The following is a 20,836-nucleotide window of genomic DNA, read 5'->3' as shown; positions in this document are numbered from 1 at the left end:
GATATTCTCTGGAAGCTCTCAGGATACAGTGTTTAATTCTATCTTCTTTTTTTATATGTTCCTGTATGGTCGGTCCCAATTATGTGCCTCCGAAACTTGTAGTTCCAACACAATTCAAAGAAGCCAAAGGTAAAGAAGCAATAGGACAAAAGCGCAAAAATTGGAAACCCATCAAGCCCCATGACAATATGAATCGTGGTGAATGGTGGAAAATTTTCAATGATCCTGTATTAAATGAGTTGGAAAATCAGTTGAATTATTTCAATCAAAATATTGTGAATGCGGAGGCAAATTACAGGCAAGCACTTGCTATTGTAGATCAAACGCGTGCCAATTTATACCCAACAGTCGTGGGTGCATTTAGTTTGTTCCGACAAAGACAGGCAGGAGGAAGTACCTCAATTATTAGTACTTCTGGTACTACGGGAACTGCTACAACAAATATAGCCTCTGTAGCAACCACCACGACAATTTATACCTCATTTTTGAATGCAAGCTGGGAACCTGACCTTTGGGGACTGGTTCGCCGAACAATTGAATCTGATCTTGCTTTTGCGCAATCCAATGAAGCGTTGATTGGTGTGACTCGTTTATCAGCCCAAGGTGCTTTGGCCCAGTATTATTTTGAATTACGCACATTGGATCGAGTTCAAAAATATTTAGACGACATAGTAACCACTTATAGAAAGGTCTTACAATTTACACGAAACCAATATGCATCAGGTGTTGTATCGCGGGCTGATGTGGTTCAGGCACAAATCCAACTTGAATCAGCTCAAGCATCAGCAATTAATAATGGAATTTTACGAGGTCAATATGAACATGCCATTGCTGTATTAATGGGACGTCCGCCTGCTAATTTCTCATTAAAACCTGCCATTATAAAATTAAAACCGCCTGTGATTCCTTTGGAGGTGCCTTCCATTTGGCTCGAACGCAGACCGGACATCGCCCAAGCTGAACGGTTGGTGCAACAAGCAAGTGCCTTAATTGGAGTTGCAGTTGCGGCGTATTTTCCCAACTTAGTCTTAAATGGAACTGTCAGCGCAGCTGGTCATAGTTTTCATCAATTAATTCATAAACCCGCAATCAGTTGGTCAGCAGGGATGCAATTAGCAGAAACTATTTTTGATGGAGGGTACCGGGCGGCAGGAGTGAGGGGGGCCAAAGAACAATATATGGCCCAAGTTGCCAACTATCGTCAAGTAGTCCTAACTGCATTCCAGGATGTGGAAGATAACCTGGTTTCTTTACGCTTTTTAGAAAAACAAAGTAGGGTTCAAGATAAAGAAGCAAAAGACGCGCTGTACGTACTTAAACTGGTAAAAAACCAATATAAAGCGGGCACTGTCCCTTATATAAATGTACTTACGGCGCAAATTAGCGCTCTTACACTTGCGCAGGCTGCAACACAAATAGACGGTTTGCAAATGGCTTCTGCCATTGGTTTGGTTAAAGCATTAGGGGGCGGTTGGGTTGCCCATCGGCCACCAAAGCATAAAACTTAATTCCTATTTGAGTGAAGTGATATTTATAAAAAAGCGATCGGATGAGGTTCTGCATTGAGATTATTAAAGGAATTTAGTAAGAATTTGTTCCATCCTCAGTTTGAAAATAACGACAGTTCTAAGAAGATAATAGATTGACATCCACATGGCATCTCTTTAGCATGGGCAAAAAATAAGCGAGGGAGATTGTATGCTGGGAATGATAAGTTTAGATGATATCTGGTATCTATTAAATGATATGAACGATCCCGATGATTCTTCATTTTTTTCCTATGAAAGAGCACGATTTATTGAGCTTTATAAAAAGCGTCCTGGTTTTTTTCAACCCTATCAAGACAATAAAGAGTTTCTTGGCGGTGTGCTCGCTCCAGTTGTGCATCCCTTGGAGTTTGCTGCTTTGGGTATAATGGGGGTTGTTGTAGGTGTTATTTCCCCACTTATTTGCGTTGGGGGGGTGGTTTTAGGTCTTGGAGCTGCTGCCTTCGGAAATACAGAACTCTGGGATACAGCATTTGAAGCTGCTTCTATTTTTTTATATTTAACAGGCTATGCGCTTTTAGTCGCATCAGCCAGTCTTTTACTTGCAGCTCTTAGCATTCCCTGTGCTTTGATTACTTTGGGTACTCGTAGTATTGCTTCTATGGGCGCTGAAGTACTAGAATGCATGAACAATATGGAAACTACTACTGAAGTACAAGAAAGTAAACTGCAATAAAAACTCCCTTTGGTTTTATTTAAAAATAATGGACACATGAAATGTGGAAGATTTATGTTTTATTTGATTGGCGAAAAAGAAATAAATTTCATTTTAGAGGGTGAAACCATTGAGGATATCGCCCATCGAGCAATTAACACATACAGAGATCGTCCTGGTTTTTTCACTCCGTATAAAAATAGATATGAGTTCCTCGGTGAATTAATTGCTCCAGGTATATACCCGCTCTCTGGAGTTGTGACTGCTGGATTTTCCGTATATGCTTCAGTCCTTTCTACCGTAATTTGCGTTGGAGGTTTGCTTGTCGCCGCTGGCAGTGCTTTATTTGATGCTCCGACGCTCCGGGATGACGCACTAGAATTTACGGGATTTATGGTACAGTTTGTTGGAGTTGCCCTTTTTACAGCTGCTGTGAGTGCTTTATTAGCAATTCTTAGTGTTCCTCATAGCTTAATTTCTGTAGTTACTCGTTCTGCTGCTTCAATAGAGGCATTATTTTCAGGAAAGGTCGTGGATGCGCCGGGAATGCATGATGAGGTAAAGGCGGAAGTTAATATAGAAGAGTGTGCTTTCCGATGCATTTAAGTAAAGTCTATTTAACGATTAGGGATTAGTAGTTAAGAAAAATTAAACTAATGAACTTTTCTGCTCATTAGTTGATTGTCGATGCAAATAATTCGTTAACATGTTTAATTCCATTTTAATTCGATTGATTTTCTCCTTTAATTTATTTTCTACATCTCGGTAATTTTTAAGATCCAAAGTAATCGATTCTTTTTTTTCTTGCTGTTGAATAATGAAGTTAAGCCAATTGATTTCACTTGCAGGATTAACGAGACGGGAGTTAGTTTGTGTTTGGTCAATCTGTTCTTCAATATTTTGGATTTGTTGTTCGAACTCTTGCTTCTTACACTGCGCCGCATGTAAATTTAAGTCCAGTTCATGGAGTTGTTTGTTTAATTTATCTATTAAAAAAGTGAGTGGCTGATTCATTATCTAGGTTACAGTTCGATCTTGATTACGTACAAAAAATTCGTTTATCTTATAAACGCAAGGATTACTTTTTATCCACAGCTTCTACTTAAAATACATAGCGGATTAAATCAGACTTATAAAAATAAAACAACTGGATAAAAAAAGTTCTTTGTTTGATTGTTAATTGCCCATCATGCTTGATGTTGTTAGAATGCGGTTCCTTACAATCTGTATTTATTAGGTTTTAATTAATGAAAGAGATCACTCTAACCGCGATATTTGAAGGAACAATCTACAGTATTGAAGAACCGAATACTCATTTGCATCAAGTTTTATCGAAAGATTGTAAGGGGGTACGCATTACCTCTGCTCAGGAGGTTGAACAATATAAAGATGCTACCCATTTTAAAATGGGTTTTAATGGATGCGGTGTTGATTATGGAGTGAAAGGGCTTTTATTCGGTGCTGGAGTTAAAAAACAAAGTGATCAAGTAGTCGAAGTGATCAAAAGATTAATTAAAGATGGATATAAAGTAAAATTTAATGGCATCGGTTTAAGTCGAGGTGGTATTGCTGCGATTATGGCAGCTATAAAGTTAGCTCATATTGATCATTTTCATTTGGAAACCAATTTGCTTCTTTTAGATCCTGTACCTGGTAATTTATTTTATGTTCCTTTTTTAGATGTTTTTCAGTATACCTTAACCAATAACGCAATTGATTTATCTCATTCTAAAAATTTAAATTATGTTGAAACGCTCTATCCTTATCTTGAAGTGGGTGATGACACTGAAGACTTTGTCGATCAGATCCTTGCAAAATTCCATATTCCTATAAGACCTACTTATCCTCAACATTGTCAGGTTAGAGAAGAAGTTATTTTAGGTGCGCATTTAAAAGCATTTCAGGATGTTGATAAAGAAAATGATGCCGTTCATCTACGTTATGGAGTGGATGTGATTCCTGTAATCAGAAAACTGAGTAAAGCGATTATGTATCAGTTCTTGGATAGGGTGGGGAGCATAGTAAAATCCGGAGAGAATATAGAACTGTCCGAGATCATTAATGAATTTCAACGAGAGGGAGCGAAATGGAAATGTATTTTAGCTGAAATTATTGCCACCATCATCCCTAAAAGTAGAGTCTTGCATTCTCAGGATCAATCGAAGATTACAGTCTCGAATTCAGCAAAATATTTAAATAAAACCCATCGTGAACTTATCGATACTGAATCCCAGGATCCAGGGGAACTCTGTTTAAAAGTAGAGCCAGAGCGGCCTTATTTAGAAAGGAAAAAGACCCCTTTAACAAACGCAGTATTGGTCGATTTGATCGAATTTATTAACAGTAAGATGACCAATACAAGTAAACAAGGTGAAAAAGGTGGGTTATTACTTAAAATAAGAAATGATCTTCAACGCGAAGGCGAAGATGCATTCGATGAAGAACAGCTGAGTTATATCCTTAGAGATATTCTGGCAGTTGCATTGCAACGCGATCGTTACAGTTATAGTTTTTACAGTACAACTACTTCTGGACTTGCATTGGTTAATGCATTAAATCAATCCAAATTTATTGCAATTAAAGAGCTGCTCCAATTTGATGATAAACCAATTGAATACTCTGATTTGACTAGCTATGTTTTGGGCCGCAATGATCCAGGACATTTTAATAGTCAAGATATGAGAGTCAATTTTGATTTAGTAGCGGATCATTCTCTTGGAGAAGATGGATATAAGATGCTAATTTAGATTGATCACGGTTTTTTGTGATACATAAAATATAATTGAACAATAAGTTATAAGGGATCATATGGCTAAAGAATTAAGGAAAAAAATTAATACAATACTTCATTTTTATGTAAACAGCCGATCCCTTGATATTCTTGTAAAAGGAATTTTAATCTTCTTAGTTCCAGCCAGGTTCTAGTAATGTTTCACTGGCTAAAAAGATGGCGGTACAAACGCATCATAGGTCATTCACCTGTCAGGGACGAACAATGGGAAGACGTATTTCAAAACTTACAGTTACTACGACGTTTAAGTGAGCAAGAACAAATAAAGCTTAAGCGTTTGGCAATTTTATTTCTTCACTATAAATCCTTGGAAGCGGTTGGAGACCTGCAAATAACACTTGCTATGAAATTAACTATTGCACTACAAGCCTGCCTCCCTATTTTGAATCTTGGTTTCGATTGGTATGACGGTTGGATTTCGGTTGTGATATATCCCGGCGCCTACTCGCATGAAAGCAAAACAATTGATGAGTTTGGTATAGAACATTTAGGAAGATCCTACTTAAGTGGTGAGTCATGGCAGCAGGGGCCAGTCATTATTTCTTGGGATGATGCATTACATCATGGTGGAAAAGGAGGGCGTAATGTGGTAATTCATGAATTTGCCCATAAATTAGATATGCAAAATGGAAGGGCGAATGGATTTCCTCCACTTCATAAAGGAATGTCAGCGAAACACTGGGCTGAGGCATTCAACAAGGGATATGAAAATCTGATAAGCCGTATCCAGCAAGAGGATCCTATTCCAATTGACCCCTATGCAGCTACCTCACCTGCTGAATTTTTTGCCGTATTTTCTGAATTATTTTTTGAAAAACCTGAAGTAATCAACCGGTACTATCCTGATATTTATGATTTACTCACTCAATTTTATCGTCAAGATCCTCTTAGGACTAATGTTTTTTAGCTTCGGTGAAGGAAGCTGTAACCCTAACTGAACTTCGTTTCACCCAAGCTAAGGGGGTAATTACCAAGTAAATGCATATCGTGTTTCTCTCGTGCTCCATCCATCTGTAATGTGTACTTCGAGTTGCCGTTCAGAGATCAAACTAAATTCAATTAATGAACCCCAATATGGATTATGAAATTCGAAGCTTTGTTTGGTTTGTCCTATGGTAAGTTTGCAAGAAACTTGTCGAGGTTCCGGAGCTCCAAGACCATCACCATAACTTAAATCCAATTGAGTGGAGCCCTGCGATCTACCGGCAGAAGCCACTTCATTCAACCAGTTACACTCAATTTTTGCTGATTGAGCGTGTTGATTTTTGAGCTTTAAACAACTTCTTTGTGAACTGATACATGGATTTGCTAAGGATGAACCCGTTACTAACCCCAGGAGAAGAAAAGTATAGAATTTTTTCATTTTTATGCCTAATTAGTTTGGGTGTGATGTTTTTATCATCGTTTTCAATGGGTTGTCAATAGTTATAAAAATATTCTATTTATTTAAAAACTATAAATTTAGCATAATGTTTGCGCTAATAATCCATGATTTCGAGTATAAAAAAACAACCTGGTTGGTGCAACCAGGTCTGCCGGGCCTGTTATTAATTCAGTACTTAATAGACAAGTACTTCTGCACCTTGAACCTGTTCTTGCTGATCAGGGAGTAGTATTTGAGCTTCCTCTTGAGCCAAGCTTGCCTCATAACGTAACAATTCACTTGTTTTGAAGAATCGAAGCGTTTGATACTTGGTTTTTTGACGTTCTTCTTTTTCAATCCTTTCGATAACAGGTTCAGTTTCCATGAACTCTTGTTCTATCAAAGAAACTTGTTTTTGGGACGTATCATCAATGAAGGATGCAAGATCGAGTTTGGTTTGCTCCAGAAGTTTTCTTACAAGCTCCCCTCGGTGGCTGTCCAATAGTTCATTGTGATCTTTTAAAGCATGCAGACAGTCTCGTTCCTCTTTTTGGATAGAAATTTTTGTTTCATTCAGTAATTCAATCTGTGCTTTAATATGCCGAATAGCTCGTTGGTTTATTAGGTTCTTTGCTATCAATTGCCCGCTTTCCAGGTAAGAACAGCTGGCTTCATTCATCCGATTTGTTGCAGATTTAATCGTTTTATCTATATTTTCAATCTCTTTTTCCTGGGCAGTTATTTTTTCGGAAATATCTTGTATTCTACGGCGTATCCTCCCCAGATCCTCCTCTATTCTACCCTGCTTGGTGATAAGAACAAAAAAGCGCTCTTCAGGTATTTTGCCAAAAATAACCTTAAGTCGATTTTGATCTACAGGGTTTAATTTCCAATTCCACTGTTTTATTTCATCGACATACTCCATTTTTTGGCGAATTAAATCAGGAAGTTCATGATGATCAACATCTAAATTATTCCAATCCAATGTTAAAAGAGCTTTTAATCGTGCTAGTTTTTTAAATTCAACTTGTTTTTGTTCAGGAAGCACCTCAATCGCTTTATCATCAAGTTTAAGCAGAGAGTCTTTATTTTTATCAAGTGTTTCCTTCGCCGTTTTCAGTCTGTTTCGTTCTGAATCTACGCGGGCTAAAAAAGAGGATTGATATCCGGTGAATTCCTTTCGGTAGGGCATATCTTCTACTTGAAGTTCTATGTAGGACTGAATGCCATCAGTTCCATTTTGAATGTGCAACTTTCCGGGGGCCACCTGAAGTAATTCAGCAAATCGAGCTTGTTTTTGTTTAAATAGACTTTCCTGAACGTCTTGATTTAGTCCATCCTTTTTACCCAACTCCTCTATGGAGCGTGTAAGTTGCTTTTGTAAAGAACTCAATTGCGTTAAGTAAGGCTGATATGCTTTATATGTGCTAAATCGGACAGTGGCTTCATATAATTCATGGATCACATGACTTGGATTATCTTTACTTTGTTCACTGATGCGAAGTAGCGTTTGCTTCATATGCTTCCAGGTAGGATCGGAAGTTTTAAAAAAGTAAGGGGACATTTTTGTTAACAAATTACGAAATGCAGCGATCTGATGCTCGGAAACCACTTTATCATGACAATTTTGGCGAAAATCAAGATCACAGTGCGGGGCATTATTTAATGAGTCAATCGCATCAAGTGCATCATTAATTACTTTTCGAGGAGATGAGTGACTAATTGAAAATAAATATTTATCTTTTAAAATGACTTTATGTTGCTGAAGCGCCTTATAAAGTTCACCGATTAGACCTGCATCTTGAGGTGAATTGATTAGATTACCAGCCAAGTTAAAAATATCCAATGCTGCTTTCTTGGCTTCAGTGCGTTCAAAAATCGCATGAAAAGCAGCTGGATTTTCGTTAATCCATGCAAATTCATGGCGTAAATATTCTGCCAGTTTTTTCATGATTTCTGCATCATAACTTCTTTGGAGATTATTCAAATCCGCATCTTCAGGTAACTCCAAATTTCTATAAAGAGTTGAAAAAGAAAGGATCAAACCCTGCATTTTAAATTGTTCTACCAGTGAAAATTTTGTAAATTCAGCGCAACGATTTAGAATTAAAGGTTTCATTTTAGCCAATAATTCCCGAATTTGTTTACTGTCCGCATCTTTTAGTTTCTTTTGATAAAACTGGATGATACTTTCAGAAACTTCTTGTTGCTCATCACCATGTAGCACTTTGTTTTTTTGTTTTATGAGGCTGTCAATCACGTTTCTAACTATTTCGGGTATATAGGAAGAATTTTGTGACGAATTTTTAGGGAAAAATATTTTGATTGCATTGGGGCATATAGAGCAAAACTCTCCAATTAGATTAGGTAAAATTTGTTTGCTTTGAGCCAATTCAAGATTTTTTCTTACCTGTTCAGAGGGATTTGTATACTCAAGAACAGCTCCTGCTTTATCAGCAATCACGGTTTCCAGGTTCTGGTACATTAATGCTTTTGTTGCTGCAGTAAACGGTTTGCCTCTTTGTTGCAGCTTTGTTTGAATGTTTAATTCTTGAACAAAATCCAATTCTTTCAAGTACTTAAATCTTAGAGCCTGCTCATTGGTCATAGGAGCTTTTGCAGCTTTAGCTGCCCATTGTTCTTCGCGTGCAGCCTCCCAGAATTTGGACGCTGATTTTTTAAACTGAGTAATACTTTCATACAAGGAAGTTTCAGATACAGCGGGGTCTTGGGAGCGAGTTAATTCACTCAGCAGCATTTCACGCCATTGATAAAGCTCATATTTCATTTTAGGATCATTCGGATAGATCTCGAGAAGTAAGCTTTCCCATGCTTCAATTTGCAGCATCAAAATTTGTTGGGCCTCATCAATAGCCTGAGTATAGGTTCTATCGACTGTAGCCTGTAGCTTGAGCTTATCTCTCACTTCTTCAATAGTATGTTCATTAATACGTTGGCGGGTCCAGGGGAACACATAATAGAAAAACTTATTAAGTAAATCCTTGGGAGTTTTTACTTGGTAGATTGGCAGCCATTCACCAGGTTTTCCATTACGTGCAGCGCGGCCAGCGATTTGGGTGGTCATTCTTTCAGTATCAGGATAAGTTTGTATTACAAATAAACCTTTAGGATGATCGCCTGTGTTAATGTCTATGCCTTTTGCAAGCATTGCAGTGCCTACCGTGATAGTATTCGCTTGACCTGCTTGCTTGATGATTTTATCTAACTCTGCCGCGGATTCTTTTCCGGTAATAATTTGAACTTTAAACCCTTGCTCCTCATAAATTTTTAAACTGGTACCAATAGCCTGGGCTTCATCAAAATCTTCATTTACGATAAGGATAGGTTGAGTTTGTGTGTGACTCCATTTTTCAATGGCATTTTTTCTTTGTAAAATTAAGGTTTCATCATAGGGAAGAATTGTTTCATCAGGATTAATTTCCATTGTTGGCTTTGTGACGGGGCGCTTAATTTTTTTAAACGTTTCATGTATTGCCTTGACGGTCTCATCCCGATTGAAGGTGAATATTGGAGGATGGTTTATACGTTTATCGCCCGCATACGGAGCCACACTGATTGCTTGAGTTCCCACTGATGTAGCCAAACTCTCCAGTTCCGTTTTATCTCCCGGAGTTGCCGAGATTCCAAGGAGGCGACCTAAAGTTTTTTGGAAGAATTTGATTAACCCTCGTGCAGATTGACTGCCAAGTACTGAGGGAACAGCATCAATGCAAATATATTGGGCTTGATCTTTTCGTTCTGCTTTAAGCCGTGCTTCTAGCGCTTGTTGAACTGACTCAGTAAAAATTGAGCCAGTCTTGGGGGTACTCCGAATTAAAGGGATACAGGCAATTTTTTTCGTAATTTCATGCCCAGCCTCATTTTTTTCTTTGAGTGGTTGCATGATGAAATGCTTGTTTTCAACCAGAGTTGCTGCGATGCAACTGGCATGAATCCATTGCTTCAATTGGGTGTTACTCGATGCCATCAAATAATTTTGCTTTTCAACATCGCCATTAAATTGCTCATTAATTTGCTTATTGAGAAACAGTCTGAATTGATCCAAATCTTCATCTTCATCCCAGGCGGGGTTGAGTTTACGAAATCCGGGAAGATTAATAAATTGGTATGCAAGGGGATAAATCCACTGTGCAGGATTGTTTACATTAGCATCCTCGACTTCTGCAACGAGTTTATAAAGCGTTACTTGATCCAAAAGAGCGTCGTCACATTCATCCAAAACAATGTGTACTGGACCAATGGTTTCAAGTAATTTTTCATTTTGGTCCATCTTAACAGCTAAGTGAAAACTGGCCATGTCCTCAACTGTAGAGCAGTTAATTCCATTAGGGATGAATCGGTCGATAGGGCTGTTACTTTGGATAAGTGCCGATCTAATGTTTAAAAAATTAAAAAAAGGTTCGCAGCTGTTTTCATAGTCTCGAATCAGTAGAGTCGGGTTTGCTGTCCATTGAACTACCGTACCCCCTTGGGCCCATTGTATAACAGAAAGCATCGGAGTATTTATACTTTTCCCTTCACCCGTTTTGATACGCATTAATAAATTAGATGATGGATCTTCTAATGCAAGCAATAGGACAAGCATTTGTGTGGTGTTTGGGAAGATTCCTGTGGTGCGGAAATAGATTTCTCTTAAATACGCTAAAAGTTCTAAATGAGCTATCTCTCGTTCTTTGGGGCCTAACTTTTGCGAACGCAGCTGTTGAAGTCGCAGGTCGGCTTGTACTTTTAAGTCATGACGCGAGCAAGCAGTTAAACCTTTTAGGCCGGTAAAATCACCAGGATTGAGTGGATCGGTATAGCCTAAAGTTTCTATGAAGGTTAATTGTCTTGCAAGCTTCATTTGCAGTGCGTGCGGTAAATCTTCTTCACGTAGCAAATCTTGTAGATTAGTTAAGGCATCTTTTATTCGATCGGTTGCAAACTGTTTTACTAAATCTCTTTTTTCTCCCGGTTTAGCAAAAGGATTCGTGTCAAAGCTCAGGTAATAGGCGTTAATTTTTTCAGAGTCGTGCGCAAGTAATGCAGCGTTGAGACTCTGTGCATTGGGGTAAGGAGGTGTACTGAATAATTTAAGGACCTGATCGACATCAGCAGACAAACGCCGTTTTAATCCCTTAGTGATTTCTAACAAAGAAGCTAGAGTTACGGTGGAGTCTTTTTTATTTTTAGCTAAACCAGTCAAAATCGTAGCTACTTTTGCTCTCTTCTCCTCTGGATTGATTTCAGCTAATTGTTCGAGAATATGAGGATAAGTGCTCATATTCTGTGTGGCATTATCCTGAGAGATTCTATTGAGTAGTGCAATACAAAGTTCATGTTGATTGATATTATGAGTTAAAAATAATTGAGTCTTTTCAACCAATTCTGGGATGAGTCCCGATTCCGTAGTCGATAGCCCAACTAAAATTTGAATAATTTGTTTGATAATTAATGATTTGGTCTCTTCTGAAAGATCTGATTTCTTGAATTTATTTAATGCTGCAAGTGGGAAGGCTGTAGTACTTTTCAAGTTATGAGCCATGCTCATTTTGAAAAACATGGTTTGAGTTTCGGGATCAAGATCCGGTAAATCAAAAAGCTCAACTAGGCCATCAACAGCGCGTCCAATGGAAATATTATCTGCATTAGGATGTTCATCTAGAGTTTGGGTTGTTAATTTCAAATAAAGATCCAGTTTCTCCGAACTGTCACTAATTAATTTATTAACTAAGGTATGTTTTTGCTGATAATTTAAACGAGCTAAGCTTCCTGTATTAAGTTGTTTGTAAATTTTAATAAATTGTTGAGGAAGTCGATCATTTATCTCTATAAGCAAGTTGAGATAATTAGCCAATGACTCAATTTTGTTTTTATAACCTTCTAATGCTTGATCTGCGGGAGCATTTTCATCGATTAAAGCCGCTTCCTCAAGAATGCTTTTTTCAAATTCAGAATCTTGAGTATTTAATTGTTGTAAGGTTTTTTTCAGGGCAGGTAGTACTTTTTTCTGAATCAGTTCCTCTTTGAAGAAGAATGTCAAAGAATGTGTCTCATTAAAAGCGGCCATCCACGATAGGCAAGTATTCAAATCCAAATCTTTGACAATTTGCTTATTCAAAGGATTGTCAAAAAAAGGTCTCATTTGTGAAAGAAACAGGTTATGTACTTGACCTAAAACAGTAGCAAACGTTTTGTTAGTTGTTTGATCGGTAGCTTTTCTTTTTCCAGTTAGTAGGAAACTTAAAATATATTCCCCTTTAGTCTCTCCAATGAGAAGACTATACATTCCTTCAAGTAAGAGGGGTTTTTTTTCTTCGAAAAATCGAAGTTTTTCGATCACTTCAGAAAATTTGGGATTGGGGCTTTGTAATAGATTAACTAAGTCCTCAACTGCATCAAATAGGGGTATTAATTCTCTATTCAGTTGATCACGTAATTGCTTAGGAACAATTAAATTGTCTAGGTTTTTTTGTAATGCCTTTTTGAGGAGATCAATTTTGAATACAGCACTTCTTTTTTTAATTGCTTCAACTAGGGCATCAACAATTAAATCATCGAGCTTAGAAATATCTCCATTACCCAGCACACAACCCGGAAAAGGATTTTTTTCAATGATGATCGCTTTTAACCATGCTTCCTGTTTTTCTAAAGTTTTGCACTCAGAAGGGATTGTCTCTGCTGAATCCGCAAGTCCCTGGAGCAGGAGTTGAATTTGTTCTGCTTTAGGCAAAGTTTGAGACTTTGAAAGATTAATTTGACTTAAAGTACTTAATATAACGTGATGAAAGAGCTCGCCTTTCTTATCTCTTATGCTTTGAATTGTTCCTAATAATCGCTCAAGACTTTCCTGATTTAAATCAGGTTCATTGAGCTTTGCGAGTAATTTAATGATCTCCGGAGAGAAGTTTTGGCGATTTTTTTGCAGCATCGCTGTAAATGCGGCAGTAACGGATAGAGAAAATTTATCGATTTCGGCTGGAGCAGTTTTTTGAATACGTTCTTGCAGTGTATTGAGTAATTCAAACCCTTCATTTTCCAGACATGAAACCAGGGGAACAATGAAATCGACGTTGAGGTCTTTATCAGGAAATTCAGTTTTAAATTCCCGACATTGTTTCATTAATGTTTTAATTTGCACCAATGAAGGTTGAGGTTTGAATAAAAAACATCGAGAGAATGCTTGCAATAAATGAGTACGCTCGTTTTCTTCCAGACCTTGTAATGAATGGATACAATGAATTAAAGTTTCTTTCCATTGCGCAGGATCCAAAGCCGCATTATTTGCAAAAGTACAGGCCAAAATAAATGTTAATTGATTCTTCTGGGCTGAAGTCCATGAAGTAAGTTTTTCAATTTCACGAAGTTGTTCCTGAATGTCGGCTAATCTTATTTCAGCTTTCCAATGCTGACCCATGTATCGAAATAGCCAGGGAGTAAGCTCATAGGGTTCCGGTGTAATTTTCTGATAAATGAGTTGGGGATCTGTGATTGTATCTTCAGGGTTTTCAAGCTGCATACACGCAGCAACCTGCCTAAATTGCTCTGAAGCTGGTTTTTGCAACATGGCATAATGTACACCTGTTGATCCCCAATTAAGATCCGATAAAGAGAGACACTGCTCCTGCGGATTTTTTGCATGTTCGATTACATCCAATACCCTATTTAATGTAACGAGGAAATGTCCCTTATGATGAATCGGACACGGATTGGGAAGCGTAAGATTTTTTTCAGCGATACGGGGAATAATGATTTGCGTATAAGCATCAAAGAAGGTATTAAAATCAAAACTGCTTTTATCATACTCTAAATGCGACCGAACCAGTGTATTCCACCATTCTTTTTGTTCTGATGGAAGCTGGGTTAATTTTTGTAGGTTTTTAATTCCACGCGTACTCAAAAGTGAATTTTGTACTTCAGGATTTTTAAGAAACTCAAGATCTATTTTTTTATTTAAACAAGTATTTAGCAGTCTGACCAATAAAACAGTATGTGCTTCACCTCCAAGTATATATTGCTTACAAAGGAGAGGAACGATGAATTCATCGTGTTGTTTAGGGGAGAGAGAGCCATTTGATTTATACAGCTCCATTAAAAACGTTTTAATTTCATTTTCATATGCAGGAATAAGACTTAGAAGCATATTTTTTTTGGCTAATGAGAACTTAGATCTCAAAAGTAGAGAAAGAGTATTTTGAGGAAGATGGGGCAACAGTGCCGTTGCCTCCTCAATTGAGGGTAAGGTTAACAATTCTTGTTTTTTGAGTACAGGGGCTAAACCAGAGGGTAGTTTTCTTGGTGCATCCGTATAACAAAGCGCTTTTTTATCTTTGTTTATATAAAATCCTTTAGGAAGATTTCCAGGAATGATACCGTCACTAAACGCGTAAATATGTTCTTTTATCAAGGGGAGTGCTGATTCTTGCAGATTATCAATCCCTAAAGCTTTGAGTTGTTTGATTAATTCAGGAATCTCAGTTGATTCAATTGGAACAAGATTGAGGTCGGGGCCTCCTACATGTTCACTCTGTTCGAGGTGAATGACTTTCTGGATACTTGGGGGTTTAGGTAAAAGAATGCTTTTTTGAATTTGGATGCGCGCACGCACTGCAGGAGAGCTAGAACTTAATGCGTACTTTAAAGGGTTGATTTTGGGTTCGTTGGATGTATTTTTAAGTAAGGTTTCTGCTGTTTTATTTAATATTATTCGACGTGCAATAAGTCCAAGTCGATTTGATGCCTGTTGGTTTTCTGGAATTTTAAAAATAAAGAGGCGCTTACGATCATCGTTAATAAAGTTGAGGAGGGCGTCAATATCTTTTTCAGCGAATTGTTTTGAATCAAGTTCTATTTCTAAGGGAGTATAGTTTATTTCAGTTTCATATGAACTTATTAGATTTTCTAGTAGGGACTGAATGTATTTGTTTTCTGAATATTGTGGCACAGCAAAAACTCCCAGAATCAAAAGAAATAAAAGAATACATTGTTATTATTAACAGGAGATTAAGCGTTAAAGATGTAATGAATATTTTTTTATTTCGCTGATGGTGAAGCGTATTATATTGGAAAAAAAAGAATATATACAATGCTATATGTAAAAAAATTATTCATTTAAGGTCGAACTTTAATGAGTATTTTTTTGAGGATTAATTTTGTACCCATAGTTCGTGTTTTTATTCCTTCTTGCTATCACATCTATTGATTTTTCTGTTAATAAGGCGTTTAAAAAGTTTATTCTTGGTTTTTCGATTACAAAATTAACTTCTTTAGGAAAAGTGCAAAAATTTACTTGACAGATCTTGGGGAGCTCATTAAACTGCGAACCTAATTTTGGGGTTATAGCTCAGCTGGGAGAGCGCTTGCATGGCATGCAAGAGGTCGGCGGTTCGATCCCGCCTAGCTCCACCATCAACATCATTGATGTTGATGGGGAAAACGTTCAAGGTCCCCATCGTCTAGCGGCCTAGGACACTGCCCTTTCACGGCGGTAACAGGGGTTCGAACCCCCTTGGGGACGCCATTATTGGTGTTGTAGTTTAGTAGTAAGAAGTATAAAATATAAAGATCCAGGTCCCCATCGTCTAGCGGCCTAGGACACTGCCCTTTCACGGCGGTAACAGGGGTTCGAACCCCCTTGGGGACGCCACATTTATCATTCTATTGTTTCTTCTTTTATCCAATCATCGTGAAGATTTCCTAGAGGTATTGTCCACCTTTAATGAATGAGACACCCCCATAGATAATGATCATAATCTTTCGAATATTGTTCTTGTGTTAAATCCAAATAAGCGCTCATGCATCCTATAGGCATACTCATCTGTCATATTAGCCAGATAATCGCAAACGATTCGATAAGCCGTTGTTTCATCTTCGGCTTGTTTAAACAAAACTCTGTTTTTATTGTCTAATAAACTACCGGGATTGGAGCTGATGGCATCGAAGAGTCTTAATACCACGGTTTGGCCTCCATACTCAAAAGTACGGGCCTCTTGAGAATCGATGACATTATTATAGATGCATTGTTTTAAATAATTCAAAAGTGCATTTGCTTCAGGAGTAAGGGCTAAATTGTATTTAAGTAAATGATTTTCGAATTGTTCATTCGTGGTTATGATTTGGGTTGAAGTTATAAAATAATTAACCATTTCTCCGATGGTTTGTTTCCTTGAATAAAGATCTGCAGAAAAAAGAGACTCAATTAATTGATTTTGACGACCGGATAACAATGTATTGTTTAATAACTGTCGAAATTCAAGCGTATCTAGGTGTGTGGGATTGATGAGACGTAAATGGATCGCATCTTCAAGATCATGAACCCCATAAGCAATATCATCTGCGATGTCCATAATAGAACAATCAAAACTATGATAGGCCGATTTTCCTGTTTTTGTGCCCTGAGGCTTTTGCGACAGGGATTGAAATAATTCTTTATCACTATTGGAAAAAGGCGATAGCAACCAATCGATCTCGGGTTGCTCACAATCAAAATAAGCTTTGGGCGGTAGCCAATCATTAATCTTAATGGTTTTATGGATGGATTCATGAACTGGCGCTTGGTTGGGTGCAACAACCGTAGAGCGCTTCACTGGATATTTTAAAATGCCAAGCAGTGCACGTCGGGTTAAATCAAGACCATAGGTTCCATAGCTGCTTTCTACTTTAGTTAGCAATCTTAGTGTTTGGCCGTTAGCTTCAAATCCACCATAATCGCGCATCATATAATTTAGCGCTACTTCACCCCCATGACCAAAAGGTGGATGACCAATATCATGAAGTAAACAAATAACGGAGATTAGATCATCATTGGGTAACAAGCCAGCTAGGCTAATCTGCTTTTCTTGATTCATCAAGAGATTGTGGACAATACTTCGTCCTATAGAATCCACTTCCAGAGAATGGGTTAATCGAGTTCGATGAAAATCTCCTTCGTCAGTTCCTAAAATTTGTGTTTTTCTTTGCAGTCGTCTGAATGCAGGACAGTGAATCACTCGGGTTCGATCTCGTTCATAAGGATCTCGATGATCCAGATTTCCTCTTTGATTAGTTTGTCCCGAACGTCGATGTGTCCACATAAGTTTTTGGCCGTAGAAATGAAAAAATAATTACTGTAAGACAAAATTTGTTCTTTAACAACACAATTTTCTAAAGTTTTTTCTAAATATGTAGATACAGTTATCAAGAAGTGAATAATAAGAACAATAAACTAGGGGAAGAACAATGGATAAGAAAATAAACTTAGCACTTATGGTACTGTGTGCTTTTATTATGTCTTCTTGTACCAAGGATAGTGAATATCTCTCCTATCCCGCTTACTCATATACGGACATTACTGAACCCTATGCTATAAATAGCTACCGTATGGTAAATTATGATTATAAGTATCAACAAAGACGTGAAGTTAATATTCCCAATTCGTATCATGTTGGTGAATTACATTCTCCTGTTTCTTTTAAGGATAGAGATCAGAATTGGGTAAATAGCCAAAATCCACAAGGGTATACTATTGAGTTGACAGAGGGTGATAAGGCATCTCAAGTAGCGCAAGTCCTTTATAAAGCCCCCAAAAAAGATCGGATGGCTCAGATCAAATATGAGCGTGATGGCAAAACACGTTATAAGGGTGTGTATGGAACTTACGGTTCAGCGGAAGAAGCACAAAAGGCCCTAAGTACGTTACCACCTGAAATTAGGGGTAATGCCACAGTAATTAACTGGGGTAATGTACAACAATAAACCGAACAATTCACCGCAAATTAGGAGATATCTTAATTTGCGGTGAATTGAGGCTATGTTGTTTTAGAAGCGGAACTAATTAGAATCATTAAACGAGTTACGCCAGGGGTTTTTGAGCGGTCTGCTTCAAACTGCTTCACTGTAATTGCGTAACGTTGATTTAATTTTTCCAACCAAGCAATAAATAAGTTGAAAGCTACGGCATCAAACGTAAGTTGAATATCTCCTAAGCCAGTTTGTTGTAATTGATAAGGAAACTTCAGCGTAGGATCATTTTTTAGTTGGGTCGCTAGCGTCGTCAAGAGTTGACTGTTATCTACTGATTGTTTCTTTGTTTTTTTTAGTAGATGTTGTTGTTTTATTTTTTGCATCCATGCCAATGTGGCAGTTTTTTCTACGAGCTGAGTTGATTTTTGGGAGACCTTCAGGCTCAATGGGCTATATAAAAATAAATAATAAATATAGAGCAAAAGACAAAGTGTTGCTCCAATTAGCATCCATTTTTCCCTTTCATTAAGCGTACTTAAATAAGCTTTCACATTAACTCCAAGGTGGCGGCGACTTGTTGTTCGCGAGTTGATGCTTGAGTTTGTTTTACTTTGAGTTGCAGTTTTTTTAATTCATTTTCCAACTCTTCTAAACTGGCGAAATCCATGCTTATTATAGTTACAGATAAGGTTTTGTTTTGATATCGCAATTGCTCTACAGTATTACGATCATTCTTCATTACTTTAGCTAATTGATTGAGTAAAAACCAAAAACGATTTTGTTCCTCTGTGTTACTATTTTTTAAAAGCTGGGTGATGCGAAATTTAGGACTAATAATTTGTTTGGCATCGGGAAAAAACTCATGATAGATCACTGCAATTTGCTCATCAATTTTCTGAGTTTCTTTATTTAAGAGATGCAACTTGATTCCATTTACAACAAGTAGGGAAATTAACCAGATACAAAAAAGGAGGCCGACTAGCTGATAGCCTTTTTTAATTAAATCACTTTTATTCCCGTGTTGCATTTCTCCTTGGCAGAGATTCATCAATTTGACTTTTAATATCCGTTGAGCAATCCAGGTATATGATGATTCCTGGTTTATTGCAGATGATGTATCAACTTGCATTGCGCTGTCTGTAAAAAGTAAGGGTTGGTATTGTGGATGGCTCTTTAGATAGATATTAGCTAACTCTCCAGAAAGTGCACCTTTGAAGTCATCTGTATTGATGAGTAAAGTGGTTTCATTGATACATAGTTCCTGGGGTTCCAAGGCAAACCAATCTACAGTAATTGCAAAAAATTCAATATTTTGTTGATTGAATAATTCCATCAGATATCGAATTCGCTGTTTTCCTATGACAGTAACAAGATAGTGGTTGTTTTGATACCTAGCTTTATCGAAAGCGAAATGAAGCTCATCTACGGGTTGTGCTACCTTTTCTTCCAAAGCATAAGGAATTGCGGTTCTTGCTTTTCTTTCAGGAAGCCATGAAAACTCCAGATCAAGAAGACTAACTTGCTCACAAGTTTCGATCACTAAAGTTCTGCAATCCGTTTGCAATGATTTAATTTCTGCAAAACTTCGTTGTGAGGGTGGGAGAGTTAATGTCCCACCTTCATTTAATTGAAGACAAAAACATCCGGTTTCATCAAGATGTTTAGTAAAGAGAAAAAGAGTATCCATTCCTAAGCATATGCTCTAAGTTTTTTTTTATTCATTACGGTCCACTGCTGCTTCAATTGTTGTGCTAAAAGATAAACTACTAGCGCATATTGAGGACTGGAATTGTATCGGGTTATAACAAAGAAGTTAGGATAAGCTATCCAATATTCATTTCCTTCTGCAGTAACCAATTCAATCAATGCTGCGCGCGAGGGGTGGTTATGCGCGGCGGTTATTGGTTTGACTCCATGCGCAAGGAGCTGTGAATAGTAATAATTGGGTCTTTTAGGATTCATTTGAATACGTTTATGCAGTGAACCCACCAATTTAGCATTCTGCGCTACCCCATCATTGGTTTTCCAACCATGTTGGTGGAAGTAATTCGCGATGCTCCCTATAGAATCCGCATTATTAGAAACGAGATCGCGCTTGCCTGTGTTATTAAAATCAACAGCAAAATTACGGTAACTGCTTGGCATAAATTGGGGTTGCCCTATAGCTCCCGCATAAGATCCCTTATATTGAGTTGCAGGAACTCCATGTTCACGACATAAAAGCAGATACTCTTTTAATTCTTTAGTGAAGTAGGGCGAGCGTTTGGGGTAGTTGAACGCCAAGGTAGCCAAAGCATCTAAAACCCGATGATCTCCTTGTCGTTCTCCATATAGTGTTTCTACGCCGAGAATTGCAATAATAATTTCTGGTGGAACACCATATTTTTTTTGTGCTCTATCTAAAGCCTCTCTATTAGCAACCCAATAGTCCAATCCACCTTTTAAACGTGCTGGGGTGAGAAACAAATCTCTGTAAACATCCCAGTTTTTCTTCTCATAAGGTTTTTCCATGGATTCAATAATATCAGGCTGGATGACGACTTGATTCATTATTTCTGTAAGCTCTTTAGCAGTAAAGTGGTGCTCTTTGACCATACTTTTAATAAAAAGCTGTACATCTTTTCTTTTAGTAAATGCGGTATCTGAATAAGTTGAGAATGAAAAAATTAGCAATATTATTGCCATGAACCCCAAACTTGGTTTTCGTCGCATAGCGCATCCTAATAAAAATGAAATGATAAATTTTATTAAAAATGCAC

The 20,836-nt window shown here is 37.5% G+C and carries 13 protein-coding genes and 3 tRNA genes; 9 read left to right on the top strand and 7 right to left on the bottom strand.

The window, feature by feature from the left end:
• Positions 1 to 8 precede the first annotated feature (8 nt).
• The 3 genes from ACWTE2_RS19435 to ACWTE2_RS19425 all read left to right on the top strand — a co-directional run bounded on the left by ACWTE2_RS19435 (position 9) and on the right by ACWTE2_RS19425 (position 2,808).
• Entirely contained in the window at positions 9 to 1,508 is a 1,500-nt protein-coding gene (locus ACWTE2_RS19435; protein ID WP_454784428.1) for an efflux transporter outer membrane subunit, read from the top strand.
• A 190-nt stretch (positions 1,509 to 1,698) separates the two neighbouring features.
• Positions 1,699 to 2,223, top strand: coding sequence for a hypothetical protein (locus ACWTE2_RS19430; protein WP_454783957.1), 525 nt, complete (start codon positions 1,699 to 1,701; stop codon positions 2,221 to 2,223).
• Positions 2,224 to 2,277: 54 nt separating this feature from the next.
• On the top strand, positions 2,278 to 2,808 hold the full coding sequence (locus ACWTE2_RS19425; RefSeq protein WP_454783956.1) for a hypothetical protein: 531 nt from the start codon (positions 2,278 to 2,280) through the stop codon (positions 2,806 to 2,808).
• 42 nt (positions 2,809 to 2,850) lie between these two features.
• Here ACWTE2_RS19425 and ACWTE2_RS19420 read toward each other — a convergent pair whose 3' ends face one another.
• Positions 2,851 to 3,216, bottom strand: coding sequence for a hypothetical protein (locus tag ACWTE2_RS19420; protein WP_454783955.1), 366 nt, complete (start codon positions 3,214 to 3,216; stop codon positions 2,851 to 2,853).
• 233 nt (positions 3,217 to 3,449) lie between these two features.
• Here ACWTE2_RS19420 and ACWTE2_RS19415 point away from each other — a divergent pair, with 233 nt between their 5' ends.
• Positions 3,450 to 4,949, top strand: coding sequence for a hypothetical protein (locus ACWTE2_RS19415; RefSeq protein WP_454783954.1), 1,500 nt, complete (start codon positions 3,450 to 3,452; stop codon positions 4,947 to 4,949).
• 180 nt (positions 4,950 to 5,129) lie between these two features.
• The gene (locus ACWTE2_RS19410; protein WP_454783953.1) at positions 5,130 to 5,900 is read left to right on the top strand and encodes a M90 family metallopeptidase; all 771 of its coding nucleotides are present in this window, start codon (positions 5,130 to 5,132) and stop codon (positions 5,898 to 5,900) included.
• Positions 5,901 to 5,960: 60 nt separating this feature from the next.
• On the opposite strand, the gene ACWTE2_RS19405 is transcribed toward ACWTE2_RS19410, so the two are convergent.
• Complete coding sequence (locus ACWTE2_RS19405; protein WP_454783952.1) at positions 5,961 to 6,356, bottom strand: hypothetical protein; 396 nt, start codon at positions 6,354 to 6,356, stop codon at positions 5,961 to 5,963.
• A gap of 196 nt (positions 6,357 to 6,552) precedes the next feature.
• Complete coding sequence (locus tag ACWTE2_RS19400) at positions 6,553 to 15,300, bottom strand: helicase-related protein (protein ID WP_454783951.1); 8,748 nt, start codon at positions 15,298 to 15,300, stop codon at positions 6,553 to 6,555.
• 388 nt (positions 15,301 to 15,688) lie between these two features.
• On the opposite strand from ACWTE2_RS19400, the gene ACWTE2_RS19395 reads away from it, so the two are divergent.
• The 3 genes from ACWTE2_RS19395 (at position 15,689) to ACWTE2_RS19385 (ending at position 16,002) form a co-directional block, all read left to right on the top strand.
• Positions 15,689 to 15,764, top strand: a tRNA-Ala gene (locus ACWTE2_RS19395).
• Between the two features lie 36 nt (positions 15,765 to 15,800).
• Positions 15,801 to 15,876 (top strand) — tRNA-Glu (locus tag ACWTE2_RS19390).
• Positions 15,877 to 15,926: 50 nt separating this feature from the next.
• Positions 15,927 to 16,002: transfer RNA gene (locus tag ACWTE2_RS19385), tRNA-Glu, on the top strand.
• A gap of 100 nt (positions 16,003 to 16,102) precedes the next feature.
• On the opposite strand, the gene ACWTE2_RS19380 is transcribed toward ACWTE2_RS19385, so the two are convergent.
• The gene (locus ACWTE2_RS19380) at positions 16,103 to 17,428 is read right to left on the bottom strand and encodes an anti-phage deoxyguanosine triphosphatase (protein ID WP_454783950.1); all 1,326 of its coding nucleotides are present in this window, start codon (positions 17,426 to 17,428) and stop codon (positions 16,103 to 16,105) included.
• A 145-nt stretch (positions 17,429 to 17,573) separates the two neighbouring features.
• On the opposite strand from ACWTE2_RS19380, the gene ACWTE2_RS19375 reads away from it, so the two are divergent.
• Entirely contained in the window at positions 17,574 to 18,089 is a 516-nt protein-coding gene (locus ACWTE2_RS19375) for an SPOR domain-containing protein (protein ID WP_454783949.1), read from the top strand.
• A gap of 53 nt (positions 18,090 to 18,142) precedes the next feature.
• On the opposite strand, the gene lspM is transcribed toward ACWTE2_RS19375, so the two are convergent.
• Genes lspM through mltB form a run of 3 tightly spaced genes read right to left on the bottom strand, consistent with a single transcriptional unit; the run spans position 18,143 to position 20,789 of the window.
• Positions 18,143 to 18,628: a GspM family type II secretion system protein LspM gene (gene lspM / locus ACWTE2_RS19370; protein WP_454783948.1), complete on the bottom strand. Its 486-nt coding sequence runs from the start codon at positions 18,626 to 18,628 to the stop codon at positions 18,143 to 18,145.
• The gene (gene gspL / locus ACWTE2_RS19365) at positions 18,625 to 19,764 is read right to left on the bottom strand and encodes a type II secretion system protein GspL (protein ID WP_454783947.1); all 1,140 of its coding nucleotides are present in this window, start codon (positions 19,762 to 19,764) and stop codon (positions 18,625 to 18,627) included. The genes lspM and gspL overlap by 4 nt, the downstream gene beginning before the upstream one ends.
• A gap of 2 nt (positions 19,765 to 19,766) precedes the next feature.
• A complete protein-coding gene (gene mltB / locus ACWTE2_RS19360; RefSeq protein WP_454783946.1) occupies positions 19,767 to 20,789 on the bottom strand; it encodes a lytic murein transglycosylase B in 1,023 nt (340 codons plus the stop codon).
• Between the last annotated feature and the right edge of the window lie 47 nt (positions 20,790 to 20,836).

The organism is Legionella nigrisilvae (assembly GCF_977063395.2).
The sequence above is the reverse complement of the archived record's forward strand: the minus strand, read 5'-3'. Positions and strand labels throughout refer to the sequence as shown.

What these genes read in the sequence shown, in the direction of transcription:
- ACWTE2_RS19375 (WP_454783949.1), top strand. Translation starts at nt 17,574, where the DNA reads ATGGATAAGAAAATAAACTTAGCACTTATGGTACTGTGTGCTTTTATT.
- ACWTE2_RS19415 (WP_454783954.1), top strand. Translation starts at nt 3,450, where the DNA reads ATGAAAGAGATCACTCTAACCGCGATATTTGAAGGAACAATCTACAGT.
- ACWTE2_RS19410 (WP_454783953.1), top strand. Translation starts at nt 5,130, where the DNA reads ATGTTTCACTGGCTAAAAAGATGGCGGTACAAACGCATCATAGGTCAT.
- ACWTE2_RS19380 (WP_454783950.1), bottom strand. Translation starts at nt 17,428, where the DNA reads ATGTGGACACATCGACGTTCGGGACAAACTAATCAAAGAGGAAATCTG.
- gspL (WP_454783947.1), bottom strand. Translation starts at nt 19,764, where the DNA reads ATGGATACTCTTTTTCTCTTTACTAAACATCTTGATGAAACCGGATGT.
- ACWTE2_RS19430 (WP_454783957.1), top strand. Translation starts at nt 1,699, where the DNA reads ATGCTGGGAATGATAAGTTTAGATGATATCTGGTATCTATTAAATGAT.
- mltB (WP_454783946.1), bottom strand. Translation starts at nt 20,789, where the DNA reads ATGCGACGAAAACCAAGTTTGGGGTTCATGGCAATAATATTGCTAATT.
- ACWTE2_RS19405 (WP_454783952.1), bottom strand. Translation starts at nt 6,356, where the DNA reads ATGAAAAAATTCTATACTTTTCTTCTCCTGGGGTTAGTAACGGGTTCA.
- ACWTE2_RS19425 (WP_454783956.1), top strand. Translation starts at nt 2,278, where the DNA reads ATGTTTTATTTGATTGGCGAAAAAGAAATAAATTTCATTTTAGAGGGT.
- ACWTE2_RS19420 (WP_454783955.1), bottom strand. Translation starts at nt 3,216, where the DNA reads ATGAATCAGCCACTCACTTTTTTAATAGATAAATTAAACAAACAACTC.